The sequence below is a fragment of the Helicobacter sp. NHP22-001 genome (assembly GCF_030270165.1).
GTDB classification, from domain to species: domain Bacteria; phylum Campylobacterota; class Campylobacteria; order Campylobacterales; family Helicobacteraceae; genus Helicobacter; species Helicobacter gastrofelis.
Map to the genome: position 1 here is coordinate 31,386 of NZ_BSWS01000008.1, position 19,668 is coordinate 51,053.

The following is a 19,668-nucleotide window of genomic DNA, read 5'->3' on the forward strand; positions in this document are numbered from 1 at the left end:
CCTCCCTTTACGCTCCCTACCCCTCCCCTTTTTTTAATATTTACCCAGCGTTAAATATCCAGTCCTAGCATACCCCCGTGTTGCAAAACACAATAAAGTAACAACAGCAAAAGGAGCATTCATGGGAAGCATCGGTAGTATGGGTAAACCCATTGAAGGGTTTTTGGTCGCTGCCATCCAATTTCCAGTCCCCGTTGTCAACAGCCGCAAGGACATTGACCACAACATTGAAAGCATTATTAAAACTTTACATGCTACGAAAGCGGGCTATCCGGGCGTAGAGCTCGTCATTTTCCCCGAATACAGCACGCAAGGGCTAAACACCGCTAAATGGCTCACTGAAGAATTTTTACTAGATGTGCCTGGCAAAGAAACAGAGATGTACGCTCAGGCGTGTAAAGAGGCTAAAGTTTATGGGGTTTTCTCCATTATGGAGCGCAATCCTGATTCAAACAAGAACCCCTATAACACCGCCATCATTATCAACCCCCAAGGCGAAATCATCCTAAAATACCGCAAACTCTTCCCTTGGAACCCCATCGAACCTTGGTATCCCGGGGATTTAGGCATGCCCGTGTGCGATGGTCCTGGTGGCTCTAAGCTTGCTGTGTGTATCTGCCACGATGGCATGATCCCTGAGCTCGCTAGAGAAGCCGCCTATAAAGGATGCAATGTCTATATCCGCATCTCTGGCTACAGCACACAAGTCAACGACCAATGGATTCTCACCAACCGCTCCAATGCATGGCACAACTTGATGTATACCGTGAGCGTGAATCTCGCCGGCTATGACAATGTCTTTTACTACTTCGGCGAAGGACAAATCTGTAACTTCGATGGCACCACCCTCGTGCAGGGCCATCGCAACCCCTGGGAGATTGTAACGGGCGAGATTTACCCCAAAATGGCAGACAACGCCCGCCTAAGCTGGGGCTTGGAAAACAACATCTACAACCTCGGTCACCGCGGTTATGTGGCTAAACCGGGCGGAGAAAGCGATGCAGGCTTAACCTACATCAAAGACCTAGCCGCAGGCAAATACAAATTGCCTTGGGAAGATCACATGAAAATCAAAGACGGCTCCATTTATGGTTACCCCACCACAGGTGGTCGCTTCGGCAAATAACGCTCTTGCAAACACCCGCATAGGTCTTTTAAAAGCCCTAGGGTGTTTGTAGGTTGGACATTTAAACCCACACGCAGTAAGGGTCTCTTTACCGTGGGGGGGCGGATCGCCCCACAAATAAACCCCTCTTCTAATAGTGTCTCTTGAGCTTCTAGCAAGTCTTTAATGCTGGCAAAAGGTAAGGTTAAAATATTGCTTGGCGTGTGCCAGCCAAAGCCCACTACACAGCCACGCATCTGCTCTAACAACTCTATATAGGAGCTGGGGTTTTTATAAACTTCTTGGATATTGACAAGGCTCAAAGCCGTGTCTAACACAGATAAACTCGTGGTATAAATAATACTCTTAGCGCGGTTGCATAAAAAATCTATAATTTCACCACTTGCCCCAATGAACGCCCCATAACTCCCATAGGCTTTAGAAAATGTGCCTAAGACAATCGTTTTTTCTGTGGGCTTTAAGCCGTAGTGTTCTAAAACCCCCTTTAAGTTTGTCCCAATAGTGCCTAGGCTGTGGGCTTCATCTAAAACTAAATAGGCGTTGTGCTCTCCAGCACACTTTAAAATCTCCAAAGGTGGAATTGTGCCATCCATAGAATACACCCCCTCAATGGCGATTAAAATCCGCCCTTTGGGTTGGTGTTGCTTTAATTTGGCGTGCAAGTCTTGGCCATCGTTGTGGTTAAAAAAAATCGTATTTGGGGATTTTTTAGCGATGAACTGCCCACTGGCATGGTAGTGCGCGTCCATGAAAAGCAGATCGTTTCTGCGCACTAGTGCCTCGATCAAAGCCACATTGCCCAAAAACCCGCTCCCCACCAATACGCACGCCTCAAAGTCCAAGAGCTGGCATAAATAACTCTCTAGCTCTTGATGCAAGGGGTGGTAGCCATTTACGAGCATGGAGGCTTTAGGCGCGTGGGTGCTTTGCTCTTGTAGGAGTTCAAAAGCTTGTTGCAATAAATCCTTGCGCCCCCCTAAGCCCAAATAGTCGTTAGAGGCAAAGTCAGCTAAACCTGGTGGGTAAAGGCGGCGTTTTCTATGTAAGTTTGCCCGCTCTAAGGCTTTGAGCTCAAACGCATAGTTGGGCAATTATTGGTGTTGCCCTAAGATATTTGCGATTTCTTTTTTTAATTCCTCTTGTTTCTCTTCAAACATTCTATCGATCGTATCGCGGACATTTTTAGAGCCTTGTTCTACGGCACTAATAGATTTTTCAATATCATTTTCGGTGATACTAGAGCGGTCTTTGAGCATATTCACTAGATTGTTGGCATCATCGTGCAAGCCGTTGTGGAAGGGTTCTAAAGAGCGGTAGCTAGAGGTGTTGCTAAAGAGTGTCTTACCCTCACCCTCGTAATACCACTTGCCTAAGCGGCAATTATGTCCATCCACAATCTTAAAGTTGTTGGGGATGTCAAAGATCACGCCGTATAAATTCGCCTTATAGACGACATGGTCGGTCTTAGCCAAACCACAAAAGACAAGATTGTTTAGATTATCGATAGAGTATTGGGCAGCATTGGCTGTATTTAAATTTATTGTAGCGATGTTTTTGATGTTATCAACATCGTTTTTAATCACTTCGGCAGTAGCATAGGTGTCGTGAGTGTTGCTTTGGATGTCGCTGGCCTCTTGTTGCATGGATTTAACCACCACGGCGATCTCCTTGGTCGCCTTTTGGGTCTTCTCAGCGAGTTTGCGTACCTCATCAGCGACCACAGCAAAGCCCCGTCCGTGTTCGCCCGCCCTAGCCGCCTCAATGGCGGCGTTTAGGGCTAGCAAGTTGGTTTGTTCGGCAATGTCGTCGATTAAAGAAATCACTTGGGTGATCTCGCTGCTGCGTTGGTTGAGCGAGTCGGCAAGAGTTGTGGCGTTTTGCATTTTCTCGTATAAGCTGTTGATATTGTCACTAGCTTGGGTGAGCTTATTGATCGTCTCTTGGGAATGTTCTCCCCCACTTGTAGCTGCTTTTGTGAGTTCATCCGTACCTTTAAAAATATCCTGCATGGTGGCTTGTAAACCCTCTAGCCCCTCACGCATGCCCGTGTAGTAGAGGCTAAAAATAGAGTTTTTACCGCACTCCGTGAGTAAATCTATGGTTTCTGTAATGGAGTGATAAAGCGTGTCATCGATGTGCTTACTCTTGGTTTTGTAGAGGCGGTTATTGAGGCTAAAGTCTTGGTTAGGGTTGCTAAGGTCGCTGGTCTTAGTGTCGATCCCTTCTAAATCCACAATGTCGCCATTTTTAAACACAATTTTATGGTCTTTTACCCCAATAAAGCCCATGTGATCGCATAAGTCAATCAATTGTTGGTAAAAATCCAACTTTTCTTGCAAAATCCTAATCTCTGCGTCTTTGTTTTCTAACTGCCTTATTAGGTCTTTTTTACCAAAAAACATACCACGCCCTTTCAAAGTGAATTTTTGATTATACCCTAATTTTAACCTTGCGTGCCTATATTGGCAAGTCATATTCACTACATTTGTGTATAATAGCGACTTTCGCTCTCTTTTATGGGATGATTTTAATAAGGAGTTGGCATGAACCGACTAGAAACTTTAGAATCCATTTTGGAGCGCTTGCGTTTGGCGATCCGCAAAAATGGGCTTAAAAATTCCAAACAGCGTGAGGAAGTGGTGAGCGTGCTCTACAAAAGCGGGACGCATTTAAGTCCCGAGGAAATCACACAAAGCATCCGTCAAAACGACAAAAACACCAGCATCTCTTCTGTTTACCGTATTTTAAATTTTTTAGAAAAAGAAAATTTTATTTACACTTTAGAAACGAATAAAAACGGCAGGCGTTACGAGATTGCAGCAAAGGAGCACCACGACCACATTATTTGCTTGCATTGCGGAGAGATCATTGAATTTGTCGACCAAGAAATTGAGGAGCGGCAAAATCAAGTCGCCAAAAAGCACCAAGCCAAATTGGTCAGCCACGACATGAAATTATTCGTGGTCTGCGCCAAATGCTTGGCTTCAGGGGTCGAGTAAATCCTGCCAACTTAGGGGGTGCCCCACTTCCAAATCTTGGTGGGCTTTTTTGCCTAGGATTTGGGGGAGAAACTTAGGGGCTAGCCCGGCGTTGGGGCGCAAGGCTTTGATGTGCCTTTTGGTGATGGTTTCTCCTTTTTTGAGCGGCTTAACCACAAACAGCGAACGGGCAAATTGCGCTCCTTGTGGCTCTTTAACTGGTGGGGTAGGGCTACCTAAAGCTTCTTTGGTGTCGCTCACGGCTTGCACAAGTGCGCTAAATTCTTTAGTGTCTAGGCTAAAGGCACTATCGGGGGTCTTTAAGCTCTTGTCGAGTGTAAAATGCTTTTCGATCACGCTTGCGCCCAAAGTCGTGGCGACAATCGCGCTCAAGTGCCCTAAAGTGTGATCGCTTAATCCGTAATCTGTGCCGTAAAGTTCTTTAAATTTTGGCATGGCTAATAAATGTGCGTCTTGCAAAGGGGCAGGGTAGGCACTGGTGCATTTTAAAAGCGTGATGTTTGTGTTGCCCACTTTGTGGCACACTTCTAGCGCATCTAGGATGTTCTCGTGCGTGGCAATACCCGTAGAAATGATTAAGGGCTTTTTGGTGCTAGCGGTGTGGCGCAATAATTCTAAATCCGTGATCTCAAAGCTGGCGATTTTATAAAGGGGGCAATCTAGGCTCTCTAACAGCTCCAAACCCTTGAGGCTAAACACCGAACTAAAGAGGCATAAATCCAAACTCTTGGCAAGCTCAAAAAGCGGTTTGTGCCACTCTAGGGGCATGGCGGCTTCTTGGTAGAGTGCGTAGAGGCTTTGTTGATCCCAAAGCGTGCCTTCAATGATGAAGGGTGGCTTGTTAATGGGCAGGGTCAGGCAATCTGGGGTATAGGTTTGCAACTTTGCCGCCCCCACGCCTATATTTTTAAGCACAATTAGGGATTTTTTAGCAATTTCTAGGGAGTTAGCATGGTTAGCACTAAGTTCTGCTACGACCAGGGGGGTCATTTTAAGCCTTTGTCTAGAGGAGAAATTTTAGAAAAGAGCCATACATCGTAATAAGTGTCTTCGTGGCATACAAAGTCGCGCAAGAACCCACCCTTGCGGTAGGCGTGTTTTTCGTAAAAAACAATGGCATGGGTGTTGTTTGCCATCACTTCCAAATGCAAGGCGTGCAAGCCAAACTTAAAAAAAGCGATGAACTCTAGCCCATCTAAGATCAAAGCCCCGATGTGCTTTAAGTCTGGGTTTTTATAAATACCCAAGAAGGCGTGGTTGTGGGCAAAGTCTATACGGGTGAGAGAACCCACGCCTAGCAATGTCTCACCTTGTTTAAAAAGATAGTAGGCGGCGTTTTGGCTGTATTGCAGCTGCTCGATGAAATGCAAATGCGCTTCTTTAGAAATGTGTTGCGTATACATCCAAGCGGTGGTGGTGGGGTGGTTGCGGAAGTCTAGGATTTGGAGCTTTTCGGCTTTGGTGGTGTGGCAAAAGTGGCAAGCGTGCAAGGGTGGGCTCTTATCAAAATGCTGGCTAGGGATTTCAAAGCTTTGGGTTAATAGGTGCTTAAGCATAGGTTAAAATCTCTTGTAAAGTGGGGAGGAGCTTATCCCCAAGTTTTAAACTCTTTTGGGCGGCTTGCATGCGCTCCCTAGCGTTTAGGTCTAGCAAATCTTGCAACACACATAAAAGATTGTCTAGGCTGGCGAGAAACAACGCTTCCACTTTGGCTAGGGCCTGCACTTGGGCGAGCTGGTTAGAGGCGATGGGTAGGCTAATGAGTGGGGTTTGACTTAAGATGGCTTCATAGATCATCTGCCCCCCGCCAAATAGAGCAATGTCGGCTTGAGATAGACGCTTAGCGAGCTCTGTGGGGTTTAAGAGCGGCTCAAAAACAAAGTTGTGGGCTGTTGGCAAGTGAGGCAGTAAAGGCTTGGGGGCGATGGTATGGATTTTTAGGGGGGTGTGTTTTAAAAGCTTTAGGGCGTTTTGCAAGAGAGTTAAAGTTAAATCACTGCCCCCCAAGCACAGCAAGACTTCTTTAGGGGTGGTTTTTAGGGATTTTACTTGGCAAAATATGGGATCAATGGGGTAATACCCACTGCCTAAAAAATAATGGGGGTGATTTTGCAACTCTTGAGGATAGGCTGTGTGGGCATTGTAAGCGGGGTTAAAAATATAAGTGGAGCTAGAAAACTTTATTTCTGCCCTATAAAAATCTTCAAAAACCACTAAGGGGGTTGGCACTTGGGCGTAAAACTTAGATGTGGCTAAGTAGCTGTCCACAACACACAGATCAGCCCCTAAAGTTTTTTGATTGAGCCAAGAAATGGGTTCATCGGCTAGCGGGTGTGGGGCAAAAAGGCGCACTTTTGCCAAAGGTGCTAACAAGACTTTGAGCTTTTGCATGCGCCTTAAATGCCCCAGCCCACTTTGTGGGCTGGCATCAGCAAAAAGATAAATCGTTTTCATGAAGAGTTGTGTACTTCAAGGTAGCGATGGTTAAATCTTCTAGGCTGTCGATGTCTTGCACGCACGCTTGGGGCAAGATGAGGGGCAAGGAGTGGGGGGCAAGGAGGGGTTCTTTAGCCATAAAATGCTGTGCTTGCCCTAAGTAAAAAAGCCCGACATCGTGGTAAAGCAAGGGCAAGTCCTGCGAGCGTTTGGACATGTTGTCTGCAAAAAGTGGGGTGGGGGTGTTGTTTTGAATGCTAAAGCTGCGGTAAGGCGAGGCGCTGTAAGCACTGCAAGCAAAGGCGTATTTTTTGTGAGGGTTTGTCTGCAAGGCTTGCAGAGCATCCTTAAGGTGTGTAGTCCTTAAAAGCACACTAGTGGCGTAAAGCACGCAAAGCAAAGCTTCAGGCTTTAACTTGAGCTCTAAAGCGGCATGGCTAGCCACATCTAGGGTCGTGCTAAAGTCATCGGCTAAATGGGTGGGGCGTTCTAAAACACACGCTCCATTTTCTTTGGCAATCTTGGCAATTTGGGCGTGGTCTGTGCTGACAAAGATTTGACTAAAAAGTTGGCTAGCTCGTGCCGTTTCAATGACATAGCTTAAAAGGGGCTTGCCCAAAAAGGGCGCAATATTCTTAAGCGGAATGCGTTTAGACCCCCCACGCGCCAAGATTAAGGCAATCATCAGTAAGGAAAGCTCGAATCTAGCACATCTCCCCCCACTTTTTTCTTGTTGCTGGCACTCAGTGCCCCCAAATTTGTGTAAGAAATCTTGGCATCCGCAATGTATTTAGATTGGATGGTGTTGTCGCGCGCGATGTCAAAGGGACGGATCACCCCACTGATTTTAATGACTTGTTTTTCTCCATCGACCAAGACCTCACGGCTACCATAGATAAAATAATTGCCATTTTCTAGGACTTTGACAATGCGTGCGGTGAGGGTGAGTTTTAAATCTTCGCTTTTCTTCTGCGCACCCCCGCCCTTAAAGGTGTTGTTGGTCGCCGATTGCGTGAGGCTGTAGTTAGTATTGTCGTCTAAAAACTGGGCTTGGTTGCGCTTGTTGGGGTTTGTGCCATTGTAGGTAAGGCGTGGGGCTGTAGCAGTGCCATTAGAGGTTTTGGTATAGTTTTTAGAGGTGCTGTAGTTTGCGCTGGAGTTTTCGGACACAATCACGGTGATTAAATCATTGGGTTTCATCGCTCGTCTGTCGGCAAAAAGCGGTCTTTCGCCCTGCCCGAATAAACTGCCCGGCTTGGCAATTTGCGGGATAAACTCTTTAGAGGGCATGTCTTCGACATAATCGGGGGGGTCAAATTTCATGCTAGGCTCCACAGCCCCCATAAAAGAAATCCCCACAGCCAAAACGCCCAGGCTAAAAATCCGTTGCAGCACCATAGAGTATCCTTTGAGGTTGGCATATTTTAGGGCTAAATTATACTATAATAAGGGCTTATCACCAAGATTTTAGGGAGTGGTATGGCAAAACAGAAGGTATTGGGTTGGGTTTTTGGAACGGCTTTGGGGTTGGTGTCCGCACAGGCGCAAAGTAGCGATCAATTCAGGCAACATAACTCTTGGACGGACGGGCTCTTTGTGGGCGCAAATTACCAAACAGGCGCGGTTACGATCCTAACCAAAAACTCTAGTGCCATGAGCACAAGCCACCCCGGGCGCGACAACATGAATGCGGGGGCAAATGGGTTGGGCTTTAATGTGGGCTACACGGGCTATTTTAGAAAAGACCAAATGTTTGGAGCGCGTTACTACGCCTTTTTAGACTGGCAGGGTTTTGGCGCACATTACCCTAAAACCCTCTATGGGGGAGGGCAGTATTATGGGGGTAATAATTTACTCACCTATGGTGCGGCGGCGGATTTTTTTTATAACTTCTTTCAAGGGGCTTTTTATCGTAACGACATTTCTTTGGACTTGGGCTTTTATGTGGGGGTTGCCCTTGCGGGGACCTCTTGGCTTATAGGTGCAGATGGGCAAAAGGCAATGGGTTTACCCGCTGATGCCAGCCCTAGCGTGAGTGCATTTCAGTTTCTCTTTAATGTGGGACTTAGGGCTTTAGTGGTGGGGCAGCATGGCATTGACATTGGTTTTAAAATCCCCACCATCAACCACATTTACTACAGTGGGGGCGACTACAGCGTTACCTTCCGCCGTACCTTTGCCTTTTACATTGGCTATAATTATCACTTTTAGCGGCATTCGCTCCACATTTTTTTGTAGTAGCTCTGGGCTTTTTGGATGAGGCTGTGGTCGTTATCCCTTAGTAGCAATTCATAATTGTTTTCAAAGGCGTTTTTGCTCCAGTTAGCCGAGCCTAAAAAAATCGTGTTGTTGTCAATGATGGCGAGTTTTTGGTGCATGATGCCTCTGTACTCTTTGCCTTTGCCAAAAAAGTGCGCTTGCCTACCGCTGAGAGTGCAGGTAGAAATCCCTCTATATTTAGCTAGATAGCCCATTGTGGAGTACTTGCCTTGTGCCCCACTGGTGTCGTAAATGATGTGGATTTTCACGCCCCGACTCGCCGCGTCTTTAAGGGCTTTAGCGATGTCCTTGTGTGTAAAGCTGTAAATGGAGATGTTGATTTGGCTTTTAGCGGCGTTGATCCCACTAATCAAGCTTTTTAAGGCTTCGTGTTGTTCGTAGGGGAGCATGTATAGGGTAGGGGTGGCTTGTAAAACAGAGGCTAACAGACAAGGGAGTAGAAAAGTTTTTAAGCGACCCATGGGACTTCCTTTGAGTGGTGTTGTTAAAGTAAATTGAATTAGTTAAATTAAAGCAAATTAAAGCAAATCAAGGGAACTTATATTATAATCCGCAGCCTAGGTAGCCTAGCTTAAGGAGTGTCCTTGAAAATTCTCTTAGTAAACCAGAACAAAATGGTGGGTAAACTTTTTGAGAACATCGCCAAGAAGCTAGGCTTAGAGCTTGTAGCCGAGGAGCATGTTAAAGAGATTTTGCCCACCCTTGAGGAAAATCGGGATTGTTTCTTTTTCGCTGATGACACAGCGGTAGATGGTGAGGAATATGAGTGCCTAAAACCGCATTTAGGTGGGGTGTCTTTTAGTGGGCTTTTGTTGCGTAAGGGTATTAAAGAATTTGGAGAATTCACTCACTATATCAAAAAACCCTTTTTACCCACAGATGTGCTCCATATTCTCCAAAGGAATATGGGATCTGCATCGCCCACCGTTTACCCCGCAAATGAGCTGGAGACGCACTTGCCGACGGTTGAATCAGATAGTGATTTTTTTAAGGATATTAACTCGAGCCTTGACCAGCTAGAGGGGCTCTTAGATATTAATAAGCCTATAGCCCAAGATGGACAAAAGGCGGAAGTTTTAGAAATCCCAGAGGACAAGTCCACGCTAGAAAAAAACCCCCAAGAGTTCCCAGAAAAAGAGATTGAAGCCCAAATGCCACAAGAAAGTGTCAAAGACCTAGAAACATCCCAAGAGCAAGGGCTCCAAGAGTTAGAAGAATCCCAGTCAAAGCCAGAACAAGAACATCAAGAGCCCGAGCCCCAAGCGGTCTCTCCCCAAGCAGCAGAAGCTAAAAATTCCCCCGATGAACAAGTCCCCCAACCAAGCCCCCTAGCTTTGGATTTGGAGGATTTGTTGCCCATAGATAGCGGTAAGGATGAAACCCACGCCGGCTTAGAACACGATAAAATGTTAGAGGATTTGGTGCAAGAGGACTCTCCAAAGGCGCAGGATTTGATGGACAGCATGCAAAACATGGGCGATCTCATGCGATCTGCAGACCACGAAATCGAGGAACCTAAAAAACCCGAATTACAAACCTCCAAAGAGCCCCCAGCCCCTAAAGAAAACGCAGACCAGGACCCCATGGATATGCTAGGGAAACTAGAAGCCCTAGAAGCAGAGGCTCAAAAAAGCGCAGAAACCCCACAAGAGCCCGAATCTAAATCTACAGAACCAACACCCCAAGTTGCAGATCCTACTGAAGAGATCCCCCAAGAATCCAAACCCACAGAATTAGAAGCACCCACACAAGAATCACAAACCCAAATCCCCACAGAACAAGAACCCACAGCTACACAGAACGCTACAGAAACCCCCAAAGAGCTAGAGCCCCAAACCATGGAGAGCGCGCAAGAAAATTTAGAACAACTGGGATTAGAGGACTTGGAGGGGCTAGACAATTTGGAGCAAGAGTCCGAAGAACAAGAGGCCCAAGCCACAGAGGGGGCGCAAGTCCCCAAATTGGAAGGGTTAGATGATTTAGAGTTAGAATCCACAGAACCCGCACCACAACCCGAACCTAAAGCGCAAGAACCTCAGACCACAGAAGAGGCGCAAGTCCCCAAGCTAGAGGGATTGGACGATTTAGACACATCCACAGCCCCTAAAGAACCTGAGCCCCAAGAACAAGAACCACAAACACAAGAGAGCGCACAAGAAACCCCTAAAGCGCAAGAACCTCAAGAAACCCTACAAGAACCCCTAAAACCCCAAGAGAGTGCACAAGAAGACCCAGAGCTAGAAAACCAAGCAGAGTTAGAGAACACCCCTGCGACAAAAGACACGCAAGAATCTCAAGTAGAGCTAGAAAAAGACCCGCAAGAGTATGAAAACATTGAGGACATCCCCGAACCGGTGATGTCTAGCGTGGTGGACGGCTCGTATGAAGCCCCAGCCCCAAGCCCCAAAAAACCCCCAGCAGACACTAAGCAAGCCCCCCAAGAGATAGAAAACTTAGCAGAAGAACCCCCCCAAGAAACAGAAAGCCCAAAACCCGAAACCACAAAAGACCAAGCAGAAGCTCCCCAAGAGCAAAAGGCGCAAGAAACCCTCCAAGAGAGCGCGCCCACAGAAAGCCTTAAAATGGGAGCAACACCCTTGCATTTGAGTTTTAATTTGCAAGATTTGCTCAAAGACCTACCCATTGACCCCAAACTCTTAGAGGGCAAAACATTAAAAATACAAGTCAATTTAGCGGATAAAGATGAGTAACCACGCTTACCGCATGTTGGTTTTAGCAGGGCCTAGTGGTTCGGGCAAAAGCACTTTAATCAGCTATTTATTACAGCATTGCCCCAACATTTACTTTTCCATTTCCACGACCACCCGTCCCAAGAGGGCGGGCGAAGTGGAGGGGCAACATTACTACTTTGTGAGCCAAGAAGCGTTTATCAAGAGCATTGAGAATAAGCAGTTTTTAGAGTGGGCTAAGGTGCATGGGCATTATTACGGTACTTCGCTAGAGCCGATTAACAAGGCCCTAAAGGCGGGCAAGTTGGTCTTGTTTGACATCGATGTGCAAGGGCATCGCAGTGTGAAAGAAGTTTACAAAAAAGCAACTTCTATTTTCATCACTACAAAGAACATCCACACCTTAAAAGAACGCCTAGAACAAAGGCACACAGACAGCCACGAGATGATCGAGCGGCGTTTACAAACCGCCTTGCAAGAGATCCAAGAGATCGAGTTGTTTGACTATGTGTTGATTAACGAGGATTTGGAATTGTCTAAAAGAATGGTCTTGGAAGTCGCCCACACCCTGGGCTACAAACAACAGATGTTCCCCAAAGAGACATTTTGTGAGGCGTGGGGTGCAAGTCATAAATAAAGGATAAAAATGGGTACTTTTAGTGTTTGGCATTGGTTGATTGTTTTAGCGGTGATTTTGCTTTTATTTGGGGCAAAGAAAATCCCCGAGTTAGCCAAAGGGCTAGGCAGCGGGATTAAAAACTTCAAAAAGGCGATTAAGGAGGACGAGGAGGAGGGCAAAAAACCCGAGAGTGTGGGCATGCAACCCCCGCAACAGAGCGCGCAACCCACCCCCACCGCCCCCAAGCAAGAACAACAAAGCTAACCATGCACCGCAGAGTCAAGGAGTTATTAGAACGGGTGTTACAAACTGAAGTGGTGCTAGAGCACCCCAAAGATCGCTCTTTAGGGCATTACGCCAGCGTGGTGGCCTTCCCCCTAGCCAAGGTGCGTAAAAAAGCCCCTAAACTCATTGCTGAAGATCTGGCAAAGAGTTTAAGCACCCACCCCGAGTGCCAAGAGGTGTTTAGCCAAGTCGCTCCGCTCAATGGGTATATCAACTTCACACTCAAAGAAGAGTTTTTAAACAGCCTTTGTAATGAGGCTCTAACTTTAGGGGAGGATTTTGGCAAACAGCCCAGCAAAGAGGAGAGTTATTATGTGGAGTTTGTGAGCGCAAACCCCACGGGGCCCCTGCATATCGGGCATGCAAGGGGGGCGGTGTTTGGGGACAGCTTTTGTAGACTCGCTAAATTCTTGGGTTATAAGGTGCATAGCGAGTATTATGTCAATGATATGGGCACACAGATCAAAACTTTGGGGCTATCTGTGTTTTTAAGGCTTAAAGAGAGTTTAGGCTATCAAGTGGATTATCCCAAAGAGTGCTATCAGGGGGAGTATATCTATGAGCTTGCCCAAGCCGCTAAAGAGCACTTTAAAATAGAGAGTTTAGAGGGGGTGGATGAGGAGGTGTTGAGCGCAGAGTTTGGGGGTTTTGCTAAGGATTTAATGCTTACAGAAATCCAAGAAACCCTAGCTGAGGCGAGCGTGCATATGGATGCGTATGTCAGCGAAAAGGCGGTGTTTTCTAAGAGTGCAGAGGTGTTTCGACGCCTAGAGGCGGGCGGGGGAGTGTATGAAGAAGAGGGTAAGTTGTGGCTTAAATCCAGCGACTTTGGCGATGAGAAAGACCGCGTGGTGCGTAAAGCTGATGGGGATTTTACCTATTTAGCCCCCGATATTGTTTACCACGACTATAAGTTTCAGCAGGACTATCACCACTACATTAATATTTTTGGGGCAGATCACCACGGCTATGTCCCCCGCATTAAAGCATCCTTGCAGTTCTTGGGTTACGACTCGTCCAAGTTAGAGGTTTTGTTGGTGCAAATGGTGGCTCTGCTAAAGGGCGGGCAGCCTTATAAGATGAGCAAGCGGGCGGGCAATTTCGTGTTGCTTAAAGATGTCTTGCAAGACATGGGCAAGGACGCTTTGCGTTTTATTTTCTTGTCTAAAAAGCTAGACACGCATTTAGACTTTGATGTGGCGAGCTTGCAAAACACGGATAGCACCAACCCCATTTTTTATATCCATTACGCCAACGCCCGTATCCACACCATGCTAGACAAATTCACCCAAAAAGGGGGGAGCTTAGAGGCGGTGCACCAAAGCCACCTATTGGACTTGCCCCCCGCCGGGCAGAACTTGCTCTTTAACGCTCTCAACCTACCCAGGGTCTTGCAAGGGGCGTTCAACGACAAGGAATTGCAAAAAATTTGCGACTATTTAAAAGCCCTCGCGGCGGATTTACACAGCTTTTACAACGCCCATAGGATTTTAGACACGCCCCAAGAATTACCCTATTTGAAGCTATGCCAAATGGTAAGCTTGAGTTTAACAATCGGGTTAAAACTGCTAGGGATTGAAGCCAAGAAGAAAATGTAAAAAGGGTGGGCGAGGATAAGGAGGGGGAGGTTACCCCGCCCATGCCCGGTTGGAAAGCCAACCAAGACGCATGATACCTAAAAAACTTATATCTTTCTCTTAAACTTTACAAGAGCTTAAAAACTTATGTTATAATTCTTCAAGTTTAAGTTTAAGGTAAAGGATTGAAATGCGTATCTTATTAGTCGAAAACGATGGGGACTTGAGTAAAGAGGTCAGCACCTTTCTCAATGAAAAGGGTTTTCAAGTTGATGTCGCCGAAAATCTTGAGGATGGGGAATATTATATCAGTATCCGCAACTATGATTTGGTGCTGATTGGGTTTGAACTCAAAGATGGCAATGGTTTAAGCCTCGTGCCTTACGCCAAAGCCAAACACCCCTCCATTGTCAGCATCATTTTGGCCGAGCATGACTCGAGCGAGCAAGAGATCAAGGCATTTAAAGAGGGCGTGGACGACTTTATCGCCAAACCCTTTGACATGGGGGTTTTGGTGGCAAGGATCGAGGCGCGCTTGCGTTTTTGGGGCTCTAGTATCATTGAGATTGAGGATTTAATCATTAATCCCGATGAAGAGAAAATCGTGTATAAGGGCAAGGAAATTGAAGTGAAGGGCAAGCCCTTTGAAGTGTTGACACACCTTGCTAGACATAGGGATCAAATTGTGTCAAAAGAGCAGCTTTTAGATGCGATTTGGGAAGAACCCGAACTTGTAACGCCTAATGTGATTGAAGTGGCGATCAACCAAATCCGCCAAAAAATGGATAAACCTTTAGGCATCTCCACGGTGGAAACCGTGCGCCGTAGGGGTTATCGCTTTTGCTACCCTAAAGGCAGCACCAACTAAACCTTCAAGCCCCTTTGGGCGATGAGTTCCAAGAGCCTTAAGAAAACAAGGCTCAAGCCCTCGAGTTGCTTGATCTCCAAGCGTTCATCAATGGCGTGTATGTGCTCATTGGTCAGCCCAAACTCCACCACCTCCACCCCAAAGGCATGTAAAAATCGTGCGTCGCTTGTCCCTCCGTTTGTGTTGAGTGTGGGTGTGGTGTTTAAAACTTCACTAATAGCTTGCTCTAAACACCCCACCAAGAGCGAGTCCTTAGATGAGAGAAAGGGCATGGAGTTTTGCTTCAGATTCAAGTCGTAGGGGACTTTGGCAAGGACAATTTCTAAAAAGTTTTCAAGGTCTTTTAAAGTCGTGGCGGGCGAGTTGCGGACATTAAAGGCGATGTCTAGGGTCTTTGGGGTAACATTTTCAGCACTCGAGTCGGTTTTCATGGAAGTGATGACAAGCCTAGATGGCTCAAAGTTAGTGTCTCCTTTGTCTAAAAATGCCCCCGCAACTAAATTTAGCTTATCAGCAACGACATCAATAGGGTTTAAGCAAGTTTTAGGGTAGGCGACATGTCCAGGTACGCCATATATGGTAAGCTTGCCCGCAATCGAACCACGCCGCCCGATTTTCACGCTATCGCCCAAATGCTTGACGCAAGTGGGTTCTGCCACAAGCGCAAAATGGGGCAGTAATTTTTTTTCTTGCAACACTTCTAGCATGTATTTTGTGCCAAACTCCGCCGGACCCTCTTCATCACTTGTGAGTAAAACAGAGAGTCTTAAGGGTGTATTTGGGGCAACTTTGGCGCAAAACTCCTGCAGGGCGCACACAAACGCCGCCACCCCACCTTTCATGTCCTGTGCCCCCCGCCCATATAAACACCCCTCTACAATTTCTCCGCCAAAGGGCGCAAAACGCCACCCCTGCCCCACAGGCACGACATCTATATGCCCCACAAAGCAAAAGTGCAAGGGGTTTTCTCCACCAAAGTCCTTTGTCAAAAAAAGATTTTTTACCCCGTTTTTATCTGCCCTTAGGGGCGTGAAGTCGGGCAAGAGCGATTGTACATACTCATAAATCCCCTCCTCCTTGGGAGTGATGGTTTTGTAGCTTATGAGCTTTTGGGCGATTTTAGTGGGATTCATGGGGGGTTTTCTTGAGTTTTTGGTGTAGGTGTAAATAAAGTTGCAGGACCTCTAAGTTTGCGGGGGTGATCCCGCTGATTTGGGAGGCTTCAAAAAGGCTTTTTGGGCGGAATTTCTCCAATTTTTCGCACGCCTCTAGCCCTAAACCTGTGATGCTTTGGTAGTTAAAATCTAGCGGTATGGGGGTGTTTAGCATTTGCGCCATTTTGGCAATGGACGCGCTTTGTTTGGCGATGTAGTCGTGGTATTTGCACTCAATTTTAATCTGCTCTAAAATAAAAGGCTCAAGCTCTGTTACAAAACCCAAAAATTCGGGCAAAATGTCCGGGCTAAAGCCCTCCCGCCCCATTAAAAACACCCCATCGCACTTGTCATTTAGGGGGGCTTGGTCTGCGTCTTTTAAGCGTTTTAACACTTCCTTAGTGGGGGTGATGGCGGTGTTTTTGAGCCTCTCTAAGACACTTTGGATCTGCGTTTTTTGGGCGCAAAGGGCGTTATATTCTGCGTCGCCCATCAGCCCCAAAGCATAGGCGTATGCGCCAAGCCTTAAGCGGGCATTATCCTCTCTTAAAAGCAAGCGGTACTCCGCTCTTGAAGTGAACATTCTATAAGGCTCTTGCGTGCCCTTACTCACCAAATCATCTATCATCACCCCGATATACGCCTCATCGCGGCGTAAAACTAGCTCTGGCTTGTTTTGTAGGCTTAAACATGCATTGATACCTGCCATAAGCCCCTGTGCGGCTGCCTCTTCATAGCCCGTAGTGCCATTGATTTGGCCGGCCAAATAGAGATTACCCACTTGCCTTGTTTCTAGGGTGTATTTGAGCTGTGTGGGGGGGATAAAGTCGTATTCAATGGCGTAGCCATAGCGCGTGATTTGGGCGTGTTCCAAGCCCTTAATGGAGTGGATGACCTGCTCTTGCACCTCAAAGGGCAAAGAAGTGCTTAAACCATTGACATAATACTCGCTGCAGCTCCTCGTCTGCGGCTCTAAGAAAAGCTGGTGGCGTTCTTTTTCGTGGAAGCGGTAGACTTTATCTTCAATGCTCGGGCAGTAGCGCGGCCCCACGCTCTCAATCTGCCCGCTAAACATAGGGGCTAGGTGGAAGTTTTGGCGGATAATCGCGTGTGTGTTTGCGTTCGTGTAGGTGATGAAACAAGGCAGCTGTTGGGGGTTAAAATCCTTGGTGTGATGGCTAAACTTGGGAGGGGTTAAATCGCCCCCGTGCGCTTCTAGTTGGCTAAAATCAATGCTGGCCCCGGCAAGTCTAGGGCAGGTGCCCGTCTTAAGCCGCCCCATTTCAAAGCCCAAATCCGCAAGGTTTAAAGACAGCGCCACCGCTGCGCTCTCGCCAAAACGCCCATTTTGGCTTCGGTGCGTGCCAATATGCACCAAACCTTGTAAAAAAGTCCCCGTGGTTAAAATGACTTTTTTGGCGTAATACTCCTTACCCAGCGCGCTTTTCACGCCCACCACAGCCCCACCCTCCACTAAAAGCCCCTCCACCATCTCCTGCGACACGCTCAAATTCGGGGTGTTGAGCACCAAATTACGGGCGTTGATGCGATAAGCGTCCATGTCAATTTGCGCCCGAGTTCCCCTAACCGCTGGACCCTTAGAGGCGTTTAAAGTGCGAAACTGCAAGCCGCTCATATCCGTGAGCACCCCCATAACCCCGCCCAGCGCATCCACTTCCTTAACCAAGTGCCCCTTGCCAAGCCCGCCAATGGCAGGGTTACAGCTGGCGAGCCCGATATTTTCAATCAACAAGGTGAGTAAATGCACCCTTGCGCCCATTTTTGCCGCTACAACGGACGCTTCAATGCCGGCGTGTCCACCACCCACCACAACTATATCAAAATGACTCAACATGTCCCTATTCTATTGTGAAACATGTTAACGCTGACTTAACCGACAAGGGCTTTATGCTAGAATTGTGCCCATGTTAAACCCCATCAATGCGCTCCAACAACTCGGCTTGCTCCAAGACCTCTTAAAAGACCATCCGCAGGCGCAAAACTTCAACGGGACGCTACCCCTGCTCTTAAAGGTGTTAGAGAAAAAGGGGGCGGATCAATACCTCTTACAGCTGGGCAACCAAATCTTAGAGAGCAAGAGCCAAAAGAACCTTGTTTTAGGCAAAACCTATTGGGCTTTGGTGCATAAAAGTTCCGTGGGCGCGACCATGCTCTCTAATTTAATCCCACAACCGCCCATCCTAAGCGAGCTGAAAAACGCTCCCTTAAAGCTGGACTTGCAAGAATTGCATAAACTCTTAAGCCATGAGAGTAAGGAAGTCTTTAAAGACTATCACGAGCAGATTTTGCAGAACTTCACCCACGCCCCCACCCGCCAAGACTTTTTATTCTTTGGCAATCTCTTGCTCTCTTTGCAGCATGAAGTGGCGAGCTTTGTCATCACAGACGGGCATAAAGAGTCCTTGGTGCAGTTTAAAAAGGGGGGCAAACAAGAACGCTTAGAATTTTACGCCCTCTACCCACACTTAGGTCCTCTGCAGGGCGTGCTTTACAAGCAAGAGGGGGGGGTTTGTCTGTCCCTTGGCGTGGCGTATGAGAGCGTGGCAAACCTCTTAAGGGGGCAAATAGATAGCCTCAAGGGCTTTAGCCACATAGAGATTTACACCGCCAAAGCCCTGCCCGAACCGCTCTTTAGCTTTGAAGAAAATTTATTAGACACTAGGGGCTAGTTAGGAAAACCATAGGCATTTAGAGGGGTGTGGGCGTTAAGGGGGGTGTTCAAAGGCGTGTTTGCGCTCTTAGCCAAAATCCCCACCTGCATCGCCATCGTTTCGTTTAAAAAGGCTAAATGCCGTGTGAGCTCTAAAAGCAATTTAAGCTCTAAAGCTTGGGCTTGCTGGTTGTAGGTGGCGTAAGCTACAGCCCTTGCGTTGGTGTCTTTGGCTTGTTTTAAAGCGGTGGCGAGTTTTTCATTGAGGCTTTTAATTTGCTGCTCTAGGGGGTTTTTGGCAAATCTATGTTGCAACTCTGCTAGGCGCTGTTCTAGGGCGTGGGTGGGGGGCTTTTGGGCATTCTCATTAAAACTTGCAAGTGCGTTAAAGTCCTTCGCCTGCAGCTCTTCATAGTGGGTAAAATCCCCCCTAAGCAGGGCTTCTTGCATGCTTTTTAGCCGCTCTTGGTGCTGTGCGCTGGCTTCTCTAGCTTGCACCTTTTGGCAAAGAAGGGCACTTAAGGGCTTGGGGGCTAGGGGTGGGTTTTGCTCCTTAAGCTGGTTTAAAATCTCTTGGGCGGTGTCATTGGGGGTTGTAATTGTGGCGGTGTCAAAGTCCAGCCACGCACAGGCGCGCTTGAGGCGTGCAAGTTGGGCGTTTTGGGCGTGCTCATAGGCGCTTAGGCGCGTTTGCAGCTCCTGCTCCTGCTCTTTGGCGTGCTGCAACTCCTGCTCTAAATAGGCGCGCATGGGCTCTAGGGGGGCAATGTTAGCTTCACTGAGGGCTTGGCTTTGCTCTAGGGTGTGGCGCATGCCCTCTAGGGTGGCGGCCTGCTCTTTGGCGCGCTCTAGCAGCTGGCTAAAGAGGTGCAAATGCTCTTGCATTTTGGCAATCATCGTGCCCTCATTGGCGTTAGAAGTGGCTAACCTTGCATTGGCTTGCACATCTAAAGTGATCACCGC

General features: G+C 47.4%; 20 protein-coding genes. 9 read left to right on the forward strand and 11 right to left on the reverse strand.

From position 1 onward, the window contains the following. Nucleotides 1–121 precede the first annotated feature (121 nt). Nucleotides 122–1,126, forward strand: a complete 1,005-nt coding sequence (locus tag QSJ47_RS06315; RefSeq protein ID WP_221272517.1) for a formamidase — start codon at nt 122–124, stop codon at nt 1,124–1,126. Here the strand turns inward: QSJ47_RS06315 and QSJ47_RS06320 are convergent. Continuing rightward, complete coding sequence (locus tag QSJ47_RS06320) at nt 1,093–2,217, reverse strand: aminotransferase class I/II-fold pyridoxal phosphate-dependent enzyme (RefSeq protein WP_285602795.1); 1,125 nt, start codon at nt 2,215–2,217, stop codon at nt 1,093–1,095. The genes QSJ47_RS06315 and QSJ47_RS06320 overlap by 34 nt on opposite strands. Continuing rightward, entirely contained in the window at nt 2,218–3,528 is a 1,311-nt protein-coding gene (locus QSJ47_RS06325; RefSeq protein ID WP_285602796.1) for a methyl-accepting chemotaxis protein, read from the reverse strand. A gap of 141 nt (nt 3,529–3,669) precedes the next feature. Here QSJ47_RS06325 and fur point away from each other — a divergent pair, with 141 nt between their 5' ends. Next, on the forward strand, nt 3,670–4,125 hold the full coding sequence (gene fur / locus QSJ47_RS06330; protein ID WP_221272514.1) for a ferric iron uptake transcriptional regulator: 456 nt from the start codon (nt 3,670–3,672) through the stop codon (nt 4,123–4,125). On the opposite strand, the gene pseI is transcribed toward fur, so the two are convergent. The 5 genes from pseI to flgH are packed head-to-tail and all read right to left on the reverse strand — an operon-like array spanning nt 4,111 to nt 7,953. Beyond that, on the reverse strand, nt 4,111–5,115 hold the full coding sequence (gene pseI / locus QSJ47_RS06335; protein ID WP_285602797.1) for a pseudaminic acid synthase: 1,005 nt from the start codon (nt 5,113–5,115) through the stop codon (nt 4,111–4,113). The two genes, fur and pseI, sit on opposite strands and share 15 nt — an antisense overlap. After that, on the reverse strand, nt 5,112–5,681 hold the full coding sequence (gene pseH / locus QSJ47_RS06340) for a UDP-4-amino-4,6-dideoxy-N-acetyl-beta-L-altrosamine N-acetyltransferase (protein ID WP_221272512.1): 570 nt from the start codon (nt 5,679–5,681) through the stop codon (nt 5,112–5,114). Before pseH ends, pseI begins: the two co-directional genes overlap by 4 nt. Then, complete coding sequence (locus QSJ47_RS06345) at nt 5,674–6,579, reverse strand: hypothetical protein (RefSeq protein WP_285602798.1); 906 nt, start codon at nt 6,577–6,579, stop codon at nt 5,674–5,676. The genes pseH and QSJ47_RS06345 overlap by 8 nt, the downstream gene beginning before the upstream one ends. Next, nucleotides 6,554–7,246 (reverse strand): pseudaminic acid cytidylyltransferase, encoded by a 693-nt coding sequence (pseF, locus tag QSJ47_RS06350; protein ID WP_285602799.1) that lies wholly within the window; start codon nt 7,244–7,246, stop codon nt 6,554–6,556. The genes QSJ47_RS06345 and pseF overlap by 26 nt, the downstream gene beginning before the upstream one ends. Further along, nucleotides 7,246–7,953 carry a flagellar basal body L-ring protein FlgH gene (flgH, locus tag QSJ47_RS06355; protein ID WP_285602810.1) on the reverse strand — a complete coding sequence of 236 codons (708 nt, stop codon included), beginning with the start codon at nt 7,951–7,953 and terminating at the stop codon, nt 7,246–7,248. The genes pseF and flgH overlap by 1 nt, the downstream gene beginning before the upstream one ends. Nucleotides 7,954–8,040: 87 nt before the next feature. Between flgH and QSJ47_RS06360 the strand changes: the two genes are divergently transcribed. Beyond that, nucleotides 8,041–8,772 (forward strand): outer membrane protein, encoded by a 732-nt coding sequence (locus QSJ47_RS06360; protein WP_285602800.1) that lies wholly within the window; start codon nt 8,041–8,043, stop codon nt 8,770–8,772. Here QSJ47_RS06360 and QSJ47_RS06365 read toward each other — a convergent pair. Continuing rightward, the gene (locus tag QSJ47_RS06365) at nt 8,769–9,302 is read right to left on the reverse strand and encodes a phospholipase D-like domain-containing protein (protein WP_221272508.1); all 534 of its coding nucleotides are present in this window, start codon (nt 9,300–9,302) and stop codon (nt 8,769–8,771) included. The genes QSJ47_RS06360 and QSJ47_RS06365 overlap by 4 nt on opposite strands. Before the next feature lie 123 nt (nt 9,303–9,425). Here QSJ47_RS06365 and QSJ47_RS06370 point away from each other — a divergent pair, with 123 nt between their 5' ends. From QSJ47_RS06370 to hsrA, 5 genes are all read left to right on the forward strand, one after another. Then, entirely contained in the window at nt 9,426–11,552 is a 2,127-nt protein-coding gene (locus tag QSJ47_RS06370) for a midas domain-containing protein (protein ID WP_285602801.1), read from the forward strand. Continuing rightward, complete coding sequence (gene gmk / locus QSJ47_RS06375; RefSeq protein ID WP_221272506.1) at nt 11,545–12,168, forward strand: guanylate kinase; 624 nt, start codon at nt 11,545–11,547, stop codon at nt 12,166–12,168. The genes QSJ47_RS06370 and gmk overlap by 8 nt, the downstream gene beginning before the upstream one ends. Nucleotides 12,169–12,177: 9 nt before the next feature. Then, entirely contained in the window at nt 12,178–12,414 is a 237-nt protein-coding gene (locus QSJ47_RS06380; RefSeq protein ID WP_221272505.1) for a twin-arginine translocase TatA/TatE family subunit, read from the forward strand. Between the two features lie 2 nt (nt 12,415–12,416). Then, nucleotides 12,417–14,033, forward strand: a complete 1,617-nt coding sequence (gene argS / locus QSJ47_RS06385) for an arginine--tRNA ligase (RefSeq protein ID WP_285602802.1) — start codon at nt 12,417–12,419, stop codon at nt 14,031–14,033. A 169-nt stretch (nt 14,034–14,202) separates the two neighbouring features. Further along, a complete protein-coding gene (gene hsrA, locus QSJ47_RS06390) occupies nt 14,203–14,880 on the forward strand; it encodes a homeostatic response regulator transcription factor HsrA (RefSeq protein ID WP_221272503.1) in 678 nt (225 codons plus the stop codon). Here the strand turns inward: hsrA and dapE are convergent. Together dapE and mnmG are read right to left on the reverse strand one after the other, a co-directional pair. After that, nucleotides 14,877–16,013, reverse strand: a complete 1,137-nt coding sequence (gene dapE, locus QSJ47_RS06395; protein WP_285602803.1) for a succinyl-diaminopimelate desuccinylase — start codon at nt 16,011–16,013, stop codon at nt 14,877–14,879. The two genes, hsrA and dapE, sit on opposite strands and share 4 nt — an antisense overlap. Further along, nucleotides 16,000–17,889 (reverse strand): tRNA uridine-5-carboxymethylaminomethyl(34) synthesis enzyme MnmG, encoded by a 1,890-nt coding sequence (mnmG, locus tag QSJ47_RS06400; RefSeq protein ID WP_285602804.1) that lies wholly within the window; start codon nt 17,887–17,889, stop codon nt 16,000–16,002. Before mnmG ends, dapE begins: the two co-directional genes overlap by 14 nt. A gap of 70 nt (nt 17,890–17,959) precedes the next feature. On the opposite strand from mnmG, the gene QSJ47_RS06405 reads away from it, so the two are divergent. Beyond that, a complete protein-coding gene (locus QSJ47_RS06405) occupies nt 17,960–18,724 on the forward strand; it encodes a hypothetical protein (protein WP_285602811.1) in 765 nt (254 codons plus the stop codon). Here QSJ47_RS06405 and QSJ47_RS06410 read toward each other — a convergent pair. Next, complete coding sequence (locus QSJ47_RS06410) at nt 18,721–19,665, reverse strand: hypothetical protein (protein WP_285602805.1); 945 nt, start codon at nt 19,663–19,665, stop codon at nt 18,721–18,723. The genes QSJ47_RS06405 and QSJ47_RS06410 overlap by 4 nt on opposite strands. Nucleotides 19,666–19,668 lie beyond the last annotated feature (3 nt).

Coding starts and splice junctions, on each gene's coding strand:
- fur (WP_221272514.1), top strand. CDS start 3,670: ATGAACCGACTAGAAACTTTAGAATCCATTTTGGAGCGCTTGCGTTTG.
- QSJ47_RS06315 (WP_221272517.1), top strand. CDS start 122: ATGGGAAGCATCGGTAGTATGGGTAAACCCATTGAAGGGTTTTTGGTC.
- QSJ47_RS06380 (WP_221272505.1), top strand. CDS start 12,178: ATGGGTACTTTTAGTGTTTGGCATTGGTTGATTGTTTTAGCGGTGATT.
- pseI (WP_285602797.1), bottom strand. CDS start 5,115: ATGACCCCCCTGGTCGTAGCAGAACTTAGTGCTAACCATGCTAACTCC.
- QSJ47_RS06365 (WP_221272508.1), bottom strand. CDS start 9,302: ATGGGTCGCTTAAAAACTTTTCTACTCCCTTGTCTGTTAGCCTCTGTT.
- gmk (WP_221272506.1), top strand. CDS start 11,545: ATGAGTAACCACGCTTACCGCATGTTGGTTTTAGCAGGGCCTAGTGGT.
- QSJ47_RS06345 (WP_285602798.1), bottom strand. CDS start 6,579: ATGAAAACGATTTATCTTTTTGCTGATGCCAGCCCACAAAGTGGGCTG.
- pseF (WP_285602799.1), bottom strand. CDS start 7,246: ATGATTGCCTTAATCTTGGCGCGTGGGGGGTCTAAACGCATTCCGCTT.
- QSJ47_RS06405 (WP_285602811.1), top strand. CDS start 17,960: ATGTTAAACCCCATCAATGCGCTCCAACAACTCGGCTTGCTCCAAGAC.
- argS (WP_285602802.1), top strand. CDS start 12,417: ATGCACCGCAGAGTCAAGGAGTTATTAGAACGGGTGTTACAAACTGAA.
- QSJ47_RS06325 (WP_285602796.1), bottom strand. CDS start 3,528: ATGTTTTTTGGTAAAAAAGACCTAATAAGGCAGTTAGAAAACAAAGAC.
- hsrA (WP_221272503.1), top strand. CDS start 14,203: ATGCGTATCTTATTAGTCGAAAACGATGGGGACTTGAGTAAAGAGGTC.
- dapE (WP_285602803.1), bottom strand. CDS start 16,013: ATGAATCCCACTAAAATCGCCCAAAAGCTCATAAGCTACAAAACCATC.
- mnmG (WP_285602804.1), bottom strand. CDS start 17,889: ATGTTGAGTCATTTTGATATAGTTGTGGTGGGTGGTGGACACGCCGGC.
- pseH (WP_221272512.1), bottom strand. CDS start 5,681: ATGCTTAAGCACCTATTAACCCAAAGCTTTGAAATCCCTAGCCAGCAT.
- QSJ47_RS06360 (WP_285602800.1), top strand. CDS start 8,041: ATGGCAAAACAGAAGGTATTGGGTTGGGTTTTTGGAACGGCTTTGGGG.